This is a genomic window from Sporosarcina cascadiensis (assembly GCF_009650995.1).
In the GTDB taxonomy this organism is placed as follows: Bacteria; Bacillota; Bacilli; order Bacillales_A; family Planococcaceae; genus Sporosarcina; species Sporosarcina cascadiensis.
Genome location: NZ_WHVV01000018.1, coordinates 43,998 through 55,983, shown reverse-complemented (window position 1 = coordinate 55,983; position 11,986 = coordinate 43,998). Strand labels below are relative to the sequence as shown.

The window sequence follows — 11,986 nt, the reverse complement described above, 5'->3', positions numbered from 1 at the left end:
TAAGATACTCATTTTGTTTGTGTCACTAGAGTGCACAAACTGTATTTCGTTAACGTTTTGCTGTTCAGTTTTCAAGGATCATTTGTTTTAAATTGTATGGAGCGGGTGAAGGGAATCGAACCCTCATCATCAGCTTGGAAGGCTGAGGTTTTACCACTAAACTACACCCGCATATAATGTTGTATTGGACAGCATGTTTGGTGCGGTAAAGAGGACTTGAACCTCCACGGGTTATTCACCCACTAGGCCCTCAACCTAGCGCGTCTGCCATTCCGCCACTACCGCTCTGTTTTAGCGACAAGTTCTATTATACATGACTGATTCAATAAGTCAACTACTTTTTTTAAGAAAGTGGTGAGCCGTACAGGATTCGAACCTGTGACCCTCTGATTAAAAGTCAGATGCTCTACCAACTGAGCTAACGGCTCGTTTTAAAGTAAAAACGATATAATGTAAATGGCTGGGGTAGCTGGATTCGAACCAACGAATGACGGAGTCAAAGTCCGTTGCCTTACCGCTTGGCTATACCCCATCAATGATAATCTGAAACAGATCTGCAGGCATTCATTCAATTTGTTAAAGTGACCCCTACGGGATTCGAACCCGTGATACCGCCGTGAAAGGGCGGTGTCTTAACCGCTTGACCAAGGGGCCTTAATTTTAATTGTCCGGCCAACCGATATGCGATTTGTTTCGCTTGTCTCAGTCGACTTTTCCTATTATAGACAGGCCTATCCTATTCGTCAACCTTTTTTCTCAATCTTTTTAAAAAAACTTCACCAACGACCTGAAAACCTTGATTCTATGGGATTAAGAGCCTTACATTTTCAACTATCATTTATCAATGTATTTGAACCTATTCCTCGTATGACATATAAGAGTAGTCTGCAAAGTACTTCATCGCTGATAGTTTTATACATCTGCTGATTATGCTATGGGCTCTTTCCAGACAAAAAAGAGACACGCATGGAAGTCATAATTCCATGCTGTCTCTATCCTTCTCATTCTGCCTTCACAATTTTACCTGCGCATTTTCCGCAGCGGTATTTCCTGCAGTCCATACGTCTTCTTCTGCGGTATTCGCAGCCGCAAGCTGTACAGCGATACAAATGGACGGCTGCACTTCTTGCCTTAGGTTCAGCCAGTGGTTTACAGTGGCGCGGTGAATTTGTTATTTTCATAAGATGCCTGAAATCTGCATCGCCGTGTTTGTAGCCTCTGCCTTCTAAGTGCAGATGGTAGTGACAGAGTTCATGCTTGATGATTCCTATAAGCTCTTGTTCATCATGCATCTCTAGAACAAGTGGATTGATTTCTATAAAATGGTTACCCAGTTTATAACGCCCGCCTGTCGTGCGCAGCCGTTTATTGAAAATAGCCTGATGGAGAAATGGCTTGCGAAAGATATCGAGTGAAATGCGCTCGACCAGCTGCTGTAATTGTTCATCCAACATATTCAATTACCCCTTATTTAAAGGAACCATGGAAAGTGCAATACGGCCTTTTTGACGATCTACTGAATCAATCCAAACGGTGACGATATCGCCTGAAGCCACGACGTCTAACGGATGTTTGACGAAGCCTTTTTTCAATTTAGAAATATGGACAAGTCCGTCTTCTGAAACACCGATATCTACAAATGCGCCGAAATCCACTACATTCCGGACAGTTCCTTGCATTTCCATTCCTTCATGAAGATCTTTTATATCTAAAACATCCGCTTTTAAGAGCGGCTGAGGGTAATCGTCACGCGGGTCACGGTTTGGCCGCTGCAATGTATGGATAATGTCCTTAAGGGTGATTATTCCTACATCCAACTGTGCTGCCAATTGCGTCAGGTCAATATTTCCTAACGCTTCTGTTGCTTCATCAGTACCCAGCTGTTTTTTACTCAGACCTGCTATTTTGAGCACTTCTTCTGCAACTTTATAGCTTTCCGGGTGAATTCCCGTTGTATCAAACGGCTCTTTTGATTCAGGTATACGCAGGAAACCGATTGCCTGCTCATATGTTTTCATACCAAGTCTCGGGATTTTCTTCAGATCTGTGCGTTTTTCAAACTTGCCCGCTTCTTCCCTCGCTTTGACGATATTCTCTGCAACAGTTTTGGAAAGTCCGGATACATATTGTAATAGAGAGGAAGATGCCGTATTGACGTTGACGCCCACTCGGTTCACTGCCGTCTCCACCACAAAGGACAGCGATTCCGTCAAATTTTTCTTGGCGACATCATGCTGGTACTGCCCTACCCCTATGGAACCCGGATCAATTTTGACGAGCTCTGACAGAGGATCTTGCAAACGGCGGGCGATAGATACTGCACTTCGCTGTTCTACTTGTAAATTAGGAAACTCTTCTCTTGCTTGCGGTGATGCAGAGTAAACACTTGCCCCTGCTTCATTGACAATGACGTATGATACCGGTTTGTCAGATTCTTTAATGATGTCAACGATGAATTTCTCAGATTCCCGCGAAGCTGTTCCGTTGCCGATCGCGATGATGGAAATCGGATATTTCTCTAATAAATCGTTAATTATTTTTTTAGATGCTTCTTTCTGCTGCTTCGGCGGATGCGGATAGATTACAGAGATATCATGGAGCTTCCCTGTCTCATCGACGACCGCCAGCTTGCATCCTGTACGGAAAGCAGGGTCTAAACCAAGAACAGTTCTGCCTTTTAACGGAGGCTGCAATAGCAGACTGCGAAGATTTTCCGAAAATACATGGATAGCTTGTGTTTCTGCTTTTTCTGTCAGCGCTGTACGAACTTCTCTTTCAATAGAAGGAGCGATTAATCGTTTGAATGAATCCTCGAGCGCTTCTTTTATATAAGGGGCAGATGGAGAGCTTGTCCGCTTGAGATATGTACGCTCTAAATCCCCGATGATGCGTTCAGCAGGAAAAGTCACGCCGACACGCAGCACATCCTCTTTTTCTCCGCGATTAATCGCCAGCACTCTGTGAGGCACAATTTTATTCAGAGGCTCTGAGTAATCATAATAGTTTTCGAAGACATTGCGCTCATCTTCTGCTCCTTTTTTCAAACTCGCTGTCAGATGTCCGGAAGCCCAGGATACTTTACGGATTTTTTCACGGATTGATGCATCTTCTGAAATACGTTCCGCCAGAATAAACTTGGCGCCATCGAGAGCATCTTCTGCTGTGTTCACTTCTTTTTCAGGGTTTATATAGTTCTGCGCTGTCTGTTTAATCTCTTTATCGGTTTGCAGCATCATTTGATCCGCCAATGATTCCAAACCGTTTTCAATGGCAATCATTGCCTTCGTTCTGCGTTTTTGCTTATAAGGACGGTAAAGATCCTCAATACGCTGTAAAACTGAAGCTTTTTCAATATCAGCTTTAAGTTGTTCGCTGAGCTTGCCCTGTTCTTCAATTAAACGAAGGACTTCTTCTTTTCGCTGCTCCAGTGATTTTACATAATGATAAGAGTCTTCTATGTCTTTTATTTGGACTTCATCTAACGAACCCGTTGCTTCTTTTCGATAGCGTGCAATGAAAGGTACTGTGTTACCTTCTTCTAATAGTGCGATAACGCTTGCAGTCTGACGTTTGCCAATGCCAGCCCGGCTCGCAGTTGCTTCCATAAGATCAATCGACAATACAACCACCCTTTCTTCTTTCCATATAATAGCATAGGTTCAATGTATATTCCCGCTAAAACGGTCGGGATAATTCGGCAAAATGCGCACATAAAAACCCGCCTCAACTTAATGAAGCAGGCTGGCCGCGATGAAAGTCGCGTCATCATTATCGTCAATTGTAGTTTCGATTTTCTTGTACAATTGATAGGGTGTAGAATTTTCCTGCAGGTATTTCTTCGGACTTCGCAGGCTGACACCGTCCGAATGCAAAAAGAATCGGTCATTCTTGCTGTATGGATAACGCTGAGTGCGGAGTGACTGCGGACGTCCCGATAAGTAACCCATGACTGGTAATGGATAAATCATCTGACCATTTGATTGCAGAATATATATACGGATATTGCCGACACAACTATATTCCAAAGTTTGTTGCGCAAAATAAACTTTTACAATACCGACCGCCGCGCCGCGCTTATGGAACATTAGTTTATTGCAGCGCAGCAACAAATCGTCAGGTGATTCATGATGGTACTTTTTTAAGACTTCCGGGATTACTTGAGCAGATTCCATTGCATCTGAACCGCTCCCAAGTCCATCTGCAATTGCACAAATGAAATAATCTTCTTCTGAATGAATGTAGTATGCATCCCCAGAATCTTTATTCCCTTTTTTCGACTGTTGATAGATATATGCCTCTACATATTCATTCTCAAAAGTTTCCACTACTTTGCACCACCACTTGTTAATATTACTTCCTGAAGTTTCTTGATCGCTTTTCGCTGCAGTCGTGAAACGTGCATTTGAGAGATATCCAGCAATTCTCCAGCTTCCTTCTGACTCATCTGGTCAATATATGTATACTGGATAATTTGCCGCTCGCGTTCACTCAGCACGTTCAATGCATTTAATACAAGCATCCGCTGATCTGTTTTTTCATATCCGTCGTCCGTGTCACCTATGATGTCCAGCAGTGTAATCGTTCCGCCTTCTGAATCCGCATCGAGAGTATGGTCAATAGACAATGCTTGATAGCTTCTGCCCATTTCCATTGCTTCTAGGACCAATTCTTCGTCGGTATCGAGATATTCAGCTATTTCATATACCATCGGTGAACGTTGAAATTCCGTTGTTAACGTTTCAACTGCCGCTTTTATTTTCGGTCCCAGTTCTTTGATTCGTCTGGGCACGTGAACAGCCCATGTTTTATCACGCAGAAAACGTTTAATTTCACCGATAATCGTCGGCACGGCAAACGCTTCAAAACTTCTGCCCTGCTCTGGATCGTACCGGCGAATCGCACCTAATAAGCCAAGCATTCCTGCCTGAACGATATCTTCATGGTGGGATTGACCGCGTGAATATTTCCGGGCAATCGAATGGACCAATCGTTCATAATGAAGGACCAGCTCAGTCTGTGCATGATCGTCATTCGTTTCCTGGTATTCATGTATCCATTGAATGACCTGTTCTTTCGTTTCTTTATCACGAGAAGACTGTTGGTTTGACATGTCCTTCTCCCCGCTCTCTGCCCAAATATTTGGTCATGAAGACGATGACACCCTCCCCATGGTCAATCTTCACTTCATCCATTAATGTTTCCATTAAGTAGAGTCCCAATCCACCTTCTCTTAAAGGGGAATCTTCATTCCATTCTTGGTAGGGTCCAACTTTTTTCTTTGTTTCCTCAAAGTTGAAGCTTCTTCCATGATCAGTCACGACGATTTCCAGTCGATCTTCATAAAGAGCGCATCCTAAAATCACCTCTCCCGTATTCTCGTCATTATAGGCATGCTGTACTGCATTTGTCACAGCTTCACTGGCAGCAATTTTTAAATCCTCGATTTCGTCATATGTAAATCCGATGCGGCTAGCCAAACCAGAGATCGCCAACCGGGCTACGCCGACGTATTGCGGTTTTGCAGGAACTTTTACTTCAATGTAATCAAATGCTTGCATCATGTTCGCCACCTTCAACCTGTTCTATCTGCATAATATCGCTCAGACCTGTAATTTCAAATAAGCGATAGAGGCGTTGATTCAGCCCTTTGATCACTAATTTTCCGTTATGCGCAGTAATTTCCTTGTAAAAACCTACAAAAACGCCCAGACCAGTGCTGTCCATATAATTCACTTCTGATAAATCCAGCTCGACTTCCATACCTTCAGCCTGTTCTAATCGCGCCAAATGTTCTTTCAGCTTTGGTGCAGTATAAATATCTATTTCTCCAATGATTTTAAAATTATGGACTAAGTCCTTGTCAACTTGCTCAACTTGTAAATTCATTACGCCACCCCGATCGGTTTCTCTATTTTTTATCATGTGCATCCCACGTAACTTGCTGCACACTTCTTGTGTAATACCCGCTTTTCGAACACCTAAACCTTTATTTCGTTTTCTTTAAGATGACTAGTGTAAAATCATCACGAAGCTGATAGTTTTGCATTTTCGAAAGTTCGGTAAATAAATAATCGACCATTGTCTGTGCATTCTCTGTCTTTACGTCCAGCAGCAAATCTTCAATTACATCCATTTCAATAAAACCTTCTTCAGTTCTCGTTTCACTTACTCCATCTGTCATGATGGCAATAAAATCGTTTTCCTCAAGCCGGGCCGCACGTTCTTCGTACACCGCATCTTGTTTCACTCCAAGCAGCAGGCCCTTGCTTTCAAGCAGACTGAACTTTTTTTCTGCGGCACTATAATAAAGCGCGGGCTCATGCCCTGCCGACGAATAACGGAATGTTGCAGTATCTGCATGATACTTGCCGTAAAACATGGAGATAAACATTGAATCTGAAATACTCTGTTCAATCATTTTATTGATAAAACTCAAGACTTCTGAAGGATCTCTCTTTTCATAGCGAAGGCTGTCCATTCCGAACTTAACCATGGACATATGCATGGCCGCGGACATACCTTTTCCTATAATATCTGCCACTGCCATGCACACTTCATTCGTAGATTCATTGAGGAAGTAAACGTAATCTCCGTTCATCTGCTTAGCAGGTTTTGATATCCAGCCGATATCCAGCCCCTTTGCCTCAGGAGTCGCCGTCTGCAGCAGCGTATTCTGCATCCTCACCGCCAGATCCATTTCCATTTGAATCGCTTCCTGTTTGCGGATCAGACTCTGGTGTTCTTTCAAAGCCAGTCCGTAATGAATCATCATTTCTATGAGAAAATCAAAGGAGACACTTACATCTGATGGTAACTCTTTTATTAATTCTTCAATCGAATTTTTGTGAATGCTGATTACATCTTCAGGCGCAATATTTTTATCGATGAAACTGCGGCTGAACTGCTGGCCCAGGTAGAGATCTTCTTCACCCTGGGAACGAAGAAAATTCTCCAGCATTTTTTTATACTGTTTCCCAGCCTCCTGCGGCAATGTTCCTCAACTCCTAGTGCAACCATTTCGTCGCTGTAATGGTAGTGCCGGTTCCTACTTCTGTTTCAACACGAAAGTCATCCATTAGACGCTTGACGCCGGGCATGCCCGCACCCAGTCCCCCGGATGTAGTAAAGCCATCTTCCATGACTTTCTGCAGATCCGCAATTCCCGGGCCTTCGTCTGACGCAGTAATGATCAATCCCGCGCGCTGCCCTACCCGTACCGGCTCAATCTCAATTTTGCCTTTTCCGGCATAAAGATAGATGTTTCTCGCCAACTCACTGATAGCGGTAGTGATCCTCGCCTGGTCCACCGTGCCGAAACCTGTACTTTTTGCTTCGTTACGTCCGAGTTGTCTCGCTGCAACAATATCCCATTCCGTGTTGATCTCTATAGAAGACCTGTGGTTCATGGTCAGGCCTCCAATTCTCTAGTCAATTTCTCTAGCCCGTTTTCTAAGTCTAAAGCTGTTGTTACATTCGCCAGTCGGATGCCCAGTTCAATCAGTGTAATCGCTACAGACGGCTGAATGCCTGTGATAACTACTTTCGCACCCATCAAGCTTGTCATATGAATTACGTCGCCAAGTACTTTGGCAATAAAGGAATCAATGAAATCAATCGGCGTCAAGTCAATTACAACTCCGCGTGCAGCAGTTTTATGCAATTGATCTAATAAATCTTCCTGGAATTGAAGAGCTGTCTGATCATCCAGCTCTACTTGAATGGATACGATTAATGTGTCTTTTAATTTCAGAATCGGGATTCGCATCTTCATACTACTCTTCCTCCTCCACTATTGAACGACCTGTCATTTCCAGAGCCTTTTGCATACCGCGTCGCAATGTGCTCGTTGTTGAAAAGTCTGTCAAGTTAATACCCAGTGTCACAATTGTCTGAGCGATTTCAGGACGGATCCCGACCAGCATACATTTAGCGCCAACCAGACGAACTGCATCCGCCGCTTGAATAATATGGTGTGCAACCATTGTGTCTACTACAGGAACGCCTGTAATATCGAGCAAAACAACTTCCGCCCGCTGCTTGACAACACCTTCAAGCAAGTTTTCCATGATTAATTTCGCACGTTCCGTATCGATTGTTCCGACCAGCGGCATGACAGATATTTTGTCGAATACAGGAATCAAAGAAGCCGACAATTCCTGTAACGCAATTTTCTGCAGGCTGTCTGTCCGCTCCCACTTCGTTGAGTATTCTTCAATAATACTTTCACGCAAAGGATTAATCCAGCGGGTGAAAATACCTACACCTTGCCGCAAATTAGCATCTGATAAAATTCCCTGCTCGTAAAACAATTCATATACCACAGATGAAAACGTATCAATTGCCCGGTTAATGAATTTGATAGACCAGCCAAAATGAATAATTTTCTCCGTGAACTCGTCCAAACGTTCTTTATCGACTTGTTCACGGTCAGATAAATTAGACGTCATCAATTTTGTGAATTCCCTGCTCGTCGTATCCACCACACTTGCCGGCATTAAATCTAAAAAGCGTTCAGTAGAGTTATCTTTCATTTGCTCTACCCACCGGCCTGTGATGGTGTCTATATTATCGGATATCCCTTTTTTCATAACCTCATTCATGGCTATTTGTTCCTCCCTATATCTTCAGTCTTCTCTATTGTAACGAAAATTCGTGTAAACTACATGTATTTTGCGGTTATTTTACAAATAGAATTGCGCGGTAAAAAATACAAATCCTCCTCAAAGCGTCTGTCTTATGCGGTGCAGCGCATTTTCAAAGGGCTATATTCATCTATGCAAAAACACTATAACCATTTGGCTATAGTGTTTTCTTGTGAGCAGCCATGCATCCTGCCGTTGTCTGCGTGTGTAAAAAATGTAGTAAGAATATGTATGCTAAAATTTAATGAGTCCGAAGCTTACTTGCAGCGCTTCGTCAACCTGCTTCATTAACGCTTCATCTAAGTGTGTAATTTTGTCTGTGAGCCTGGACTTGTCGATCGTGCGGACTTGTTCGAGCAGGATCACTGAATCCCGCTCGAATCCATGCCGTGCCGCTGTAATTTCGACATGTGTCGGCAATTTTGCTTTTTGTATTTGCGCAGTAATGGCTGCTACGATTACTGTAGGACTGAACCGGTTTCCGATATCATTCTGAATGATCAAAACCGGCCGCGTCCCTCCCTGTTCAGAACCGACTACAGGTGACAAATCTGCAAAAAAGACGTCTCCACGTTTAATTGCCAACTTTTCATCCTCCGGTGACGCAACGTTCCACGGTATGCTGTGCTTCAAATTCCGCATATAAACATTCTGCCGCTATATTGAGGTTGATCTGCGACATTTCCACATAGCCTCTGATCATAGCTTCCCGCAACAAAGAAGCCTCACCACTCTCCATATGTCTCTCTGTTGTCATATAAACGAAATCGTCCTGCATCTGTTCCCGTTGAAAGATTGCGTCTTCATTTTGCTGTTGCAATCTCGATGAGGCTATACTTATTATTCTTTTTTCGTTTTTATTCGTACGCAACTTGAGCACCTCCGACAAACCCATCCCTATTATTTCTATATCAAATCTATCTTACCATTGAACTGCTAATATGAAAAGACATGGTTTGAACTCTTCTGACAAGAAATACAAGTTTATTCAGTAGTTTGTCGAAAATTAACGGTAGCTGCTTCGAATATTATCATGATTTTCAGTCTTTTATTTGTAAACTCTTGGAATGCGTTCTGAGAGTGTTACGGCTATCTCATACGGGATGGTGCCCAGCCGTTCTGCCCATTCTTCCATGGTGATCTCTTGGTCTCCCTGTTTACCGAGCAAAGTCACTTTCTCACCTTCCGGAAATTTTTGCGGCAGCTTCACCATACACTGATCCATGCAGATCGCGCCCACAATCGGCGCTCTTTTGCCGCCTACTAATACTTCTTGCCCTGTTAGCGCACGTTTTAAACCATCCGCATAACCAATCGGCAACGTACCGATCCAGTCGTTTTCTGACGTAATATATTTTCCGCCATAACTGATCTCCTCGCCTGCCGGAAGCTTTTTCACAAAGGAAAGTTCCGTTTCCAGCGTCATCGCTCTTTGCAGCGCAAACGGCATTTTTTCGGCTACTAATGCAGAGGGCGCGATGCCGTAGAGACTGATGCCAAAACGGACAGCGTCCAACGAATACTCAGGAAAAATCAGCGCCCCCGCACTATTGGATGCATGAACGAGACGCGGCTTCCTTGGAAAAACATCCACTAACTTCATGAACTTTTTAAACTGTAAATCAGTCGGCACTGTTTCTTTTTCATCCGCCCGCGCAAAATGCGTGAACGCTCCGTCGATTGAAAAATTCCCGGACTGATTGATCAGTTCAATCAGACGGGCCAGCTCCTGCTCCGTTCTTACGCCGATCCTGCCCATTCCGCTGTCAATCTTCACATGCACTTTGCACTTTTTATCGAATAATCGCAAAGCGCCTGCCTGCTCTGCCCATACTTTGCTTGTCACTGTGATGGTAATGTTATGCTCAGCTGCTGCATTTACAAATGACACAGGGGAAGGGCCCAGCACCAGAATATCGGCATGCGGCACCTGTTTCCTGAGTGCAAGTGCTTCATCAGGCGTCGCGACAGCGAGCATTTCTGCTCCTGCTGCCAGCGCCGCTGATGAAACTTCTGCTGCACCATGTCCGTAACCATCCGCTTTTACAACTGCGATCAGTTTGGTTTCATTTGGCAGATAGGATGTAACTTGCTGTGCGTTATGCTGTATTGCCTCTATATTGATTATGGCTCTTGTCGGCCGGTAATCCGTGTTGTCATACATACTAATTCACCTCGTCGGGATAGACTGTTTGATTAATTATCTATCCTGAACCAGAAGCAAGTCAATTGTTAAAGCTGCTCGTTATTTTGCTTCCGTGGCAGTCATCGAATTTGCGACAGTAATCAATTCTTCCTTACTCAGCGTTTCAGAGGCCACAAAGAATGATACACCATTCATTTCCCAATGAATCGACTGATCGGTTAATGCAGCTACCGCAAAGCCTAAATCCACAGGATCCCCTTCTACCGACACAGCCAGCTGGTTCATCGGCTTTTCTGCCGGCTCCTGAATAACCAAAAATTCTTTTTCCCCGCTGAACGTCATCAAAATACGCTGACCGCTGTCCGTCGTGATGACTTGTTCGTCTGATAAAGTAGAGCCTTCCCAATTTACTGCCGGGTAATACGTTTGATAACCTGTTTTGTCATCTGTTTCTGCTGCCTTTTCCTCTTCGTCCGCATCCGCCTGGTCATTTTCCGCTTTAGGCTGTTCCATCTCTACAGCATAATCCGCAACTTTATGCTCTACACCCAATGAAATCTTCGCGAATTTAATGGATATTTTTTCCTCGCCGGTTTCATCTTGGATTGTTACTTTGGTCGGGAGCAATGTTTTCTTGTCAATATGAATTTTCTGAGAAGGTAATAATTTCTTATGATTATTACGCGTTGCCGTTTTAAACACATATTCTTTGTCTTTCTCTTCCATTACCGCTTCTTTATCCGCTTTGATATCCTCCGCCAACGTACCGATTAAATATCCCTGGCTGTTTTGTGCCGGCCAGTCACTTTGGAATTTATACGTTTTGCCGAGTGACGGCGTAATTACAAAGACACCTTCTTCATTGCGCACGATCATTTGTGAATCTTCATTTCCTGTTTGCGTTACGTTGACCTTGTAGAATTCCGGCTTCGTGTGCCATACTTCCACGTCATATACCCGAGGTTCTGCACCTGTTTTAATTTCCATTGATGCTTGTAGTTCATAGCCTTTCGTTTCATTCCATTTATTGCTGAGCTTCTTCATAACGTCTTCCTTAGAAGGCTTTCCGCATCCCCCCAGTACTAGCAAAAATGCTGCGACCATTACCAACAGAAATCGTTTCCGCATTCAATTCATCCTTTCTCCAATCAATTCGGGTAGCTTATCTTATGAAGGGGATGAAGCGATTATGCGAGCT

At 43.7% G+C, this 11,986-nt stretch carries 14 protein-coding genes and 5 tRNA genes; all 19 read right to left on the bottom strand.

Annotated elements, in window-relative coordinates; all coding sequences use genetic code 11:
• Positions 1-97: 97 nt before the first annotated feature.
• Positions 98-171, bottom strand: a tRNA-Gly gene (locus GDZ68_RS15575).
• Between the two features lie 27 nt (positions 172-198).
• Positions 199-285, bottom strand: a tRNA-Leu gene (locus GDZ68_RS15570).
• Between the two features lie 67 nt (positions 286-352).
• Positions 353-428, bottom strand: a tRNA-Lys gene (locus GDZ68_RS15565).
• A gap of 29 nt (positions 429-457) precedes the next feature.
• Positions 458-532, bottom strand: a tRNA-Gln gene (locus GDZ68_RS15560).
• Between the two features lie 50 nt (positions 533-582).
• Positions 583-654, bottom strand: a tRNA-Glu gene (locus GDZ68_RS15555).
• Between the two features lie 347 nt (positions 655-1,001).
• Positions 1,002-1,454: a SprT family protein gene (locus GDZ68_RS15550; protein ID WP_194841201.1), complete on the bottom strand. Its 453-nt coding sequence runs from the start codon at positions 1,452-1,454 to the stop codon at positions 1,002-1,004.
• A 6-nt stretch (positions 1,455-1,460) separates the two neighbouring features.
• Positions 1,461-3,605, bottom strand: coding sequence for a Tex family protein (locus GDZ68_RS15545; RefSeq protein WP_153723235.1), 2,145 nt, complete (start codon positions 3,603-3,605; stop codon positions 1,461-1,463).
• A gap of 123 nt (positions 3,606-3,728) precedes the next feature.
• A complete protein-coding gene (locus GDZ68_RS15540) occupies positions 3,729-4,325 on the bottom strand; it encodes a PP2C family serine/threonine-protein phosphatase (protein WP_153723229.1) in 597 nt (198 codons plus the stop codon).
• Positions 4,325-5,110, bottom strand: coding sequence for an RNA polymerase sigma factor SigB (gene sigB, locus GDZ68_RS15535; protein WP_153723228.1), 786 nt, complete (start codon positions 5,108-5,110; stop codon positions 4,325-4,327). The genes GDZ68_RS15540 and sigB overlap by 1 nt, the downstream gene beginning before the upstream one ends.
• Entirely contained in the window at positions 5,085-5,558 is a 474-nt protein-coding gene (rsbW, locus tag GDZ68_RS15530; protein ID WP_153723233.1) for an anti-sigma B factor RsbW, read from the bottom strand. The genes sigB and rsbW overlap by 26 nt, the downstream gene beginning before the upstream one ends.
• Positions 5,545-5,886 carry an STAS domain-containing protein gene (locus tag GDZ68_RS15525; RefSeq protein ID WP_153723234.1) on the bottom strand — a complete coding sequence of 114 codons (342 nt, stop codon included), beginning with the start codon at positions 5,884-5,886 and terminating at the stop codon, positions 5,545-5,547. The genes rsbW and GDZ68_RS15525 overlap by 14 nt, the downstream gene beginning before the upstream one ends.
• Before the next feature lie 100 nt (positions 5,887-5,986).
• Entirely contained in the window at positions 5,987-6,991 is a 1,005-nt protein-coding gene (locus GDZ68_RS15520; RefSeq protein WP_194841199.1) for a PP2C family protein-serine/threonine phosphatase, read from the bottom strand.
• A gap of 13 nt (positions 6,992-7,004) precedes the next feature.
• Positions 7,005-7,406, bottom strand: coding sequence for an anti-sigma regulatory factor (locus GDZ68_RS15515; RefSeq protein WP_153723227.1), 402 nt, complete (start codon positions 7,404-7,406; stop codon positions 7,005-7,007).
• Between the two features lie 2 nt (positions 7,407-7,408).
• A complete protein-coding gene (locus GDZ68_RS15510; protein ID WP_153723226.1) occupies positions 7,409-7,771 on the bottom strand; it encodes an STAS domain-containing protein in 363 nt (120 codons plus the stop codon).
• 1 nt (position 7,772) lies between these two features.
• Positions 7,773-8,600, bottom strand: a complete 828-nt coding sequence (locus tag GDZ68_RS15505) for an RsbT co-antagonist protein RsbRA (RefSeq protein ID WP_153723225.1) — start codon at positions 8,598-8,600, stop codon at positions 7,773-7,775.
• Positions 8,601-8,876: 276 nt separating this feature from the next.
• Positions 8,877-9,227 carry a type II toxin-antitoxin system PemK/MazF family toxin gene (locus GDZ68_RS15500; RefSeq protein ID WP_153723224.1) on the bottom strand — a complete coding sequence of 117 codons (351 nt, stop codon included), beginning with the start codon at positions 9,225-9,227 and terminating at the stop codon, positions 8,877-8,879.
• Between the two features lie 4 nt (positions 9,228-9,231).
• Positions 9,232-9,537, bottom strand: a complete 306-nt coding sequence (locus tag GDZ68_RS18355) for a transcriptional regulator (protein ID WP_153723223.1) — start codon at positions 9,535-9,537, stop codon at positions 9,232-9,234.
• A 153-nt stretch (positions 9,538-9,690) separates the two neighbouring features.
• Positions 9,691-10,806: an alanine racemase gene (gene alr, locus GDZ68_RS15490; RefSeq protein WP_153723222.1), complete on the bottom strand. Its 1,116-nt coding sequence runs from the start codon at positions 10,804-10,806 to the stop codon at positions 9,691-9,693.
• Positions 10,807-10,887: 81 nt separating this feature from the next.
• Positions 10,888-11,916, bottom strand: a complete 1,029-nt coding sequence (locus GDZ68_RS15485; protein WP_153723221.1) for a LolA family protein — start codon at positions 11,914-11,916, stop codon at positions 10,888-10,890.
• Positions 11,917-11,986 lie beyond the last annotated feature (70 nt).

What these genes read in the sequence shown, in the direction of transcription:
- GDZ68_RS15550 (WP_194841201.1), bottom strand. Translation starts at nt 1,454, where the DNA reads ATGTTGGATGAACAATTACAGCAGCTGGTCGAGCGCATTTCACTCGAT.
- GDZ68_RS15545 (WP_153723235.1), bottom strand. Translation starts at nt 3,605, where the DNA reads ATGGAAGCAACTGCGAGCCGGGCTGGCATTGGCAAACGTCAGACTGCA.
- sigB (WP_153723228.1), bottom strand. Translation starts at nt 5,110, where the DNA reads ATGTCAAACCAACAGTCTTCTCGTGATAAAGAAACGAAAGAACAGGTC.
- rsbW (WP_153723233.1), bottom strand. Translation starts at nt 5,558, where the DNA reads ATGCAAGCATTTGATTACATTGAAGTAAAAGTTCCTGCAAAACCGCAA.
- GDZ68_RS15525 (WP_153723234.1), bottom strand. Translation starts at nt 5,886, where the DNA reads ATGAATTTACAAGTTGAGCAAGTTGACAAGGACTTAGTCCATAATTTT.
- GDZ68_RS15515 (WP_153723227.1), bottom strand. Translation starts at nt 7,406, where the DNA reads ATGAACCACAGGTCTTCTATAGAGATCAACACGGAATGGGATATTGTT.
- GDZ68_RS15510 (WP_153723226.1), bottom strand. Translation starts at nt 7,771, where the DNA reads ATGAAGATGCGAATCCCGATTCTGAAATTAAAAGACACATTAATCGTA.
- GDZ68_RS15505 (WP_153723225.1), bottom strand. Translation starts at nt 8,600, where the DNA reads ATGAATGAGGTTATGAAAAAAGGGATATCCGATAATATAGACACCATC.
- GDZ68_RS18355 (WP_153723223.1), bottom strand. Translation starts at nt 9,537, where the DNA reads ATGGGTTTGTCGGAGGTGCTCAAGTTGCGTACGAATAAAAACGAAAAA.
- alr (WP_153723222.1), bottom strand. Translation starts at nt 10,806, where the DNA reads ATGTATGACAACACGGATTACCGGCCGACAAGAGCCATAATCAATATA.
- GDZ68_RS15485 (WP_153723221.1), bottom strand. Translation starts at nt 11,916, where the DNA reads ATGCGGAAACGATTTCTGTTGGTAATGGTCGCAGCATTTTTGCTAGTA.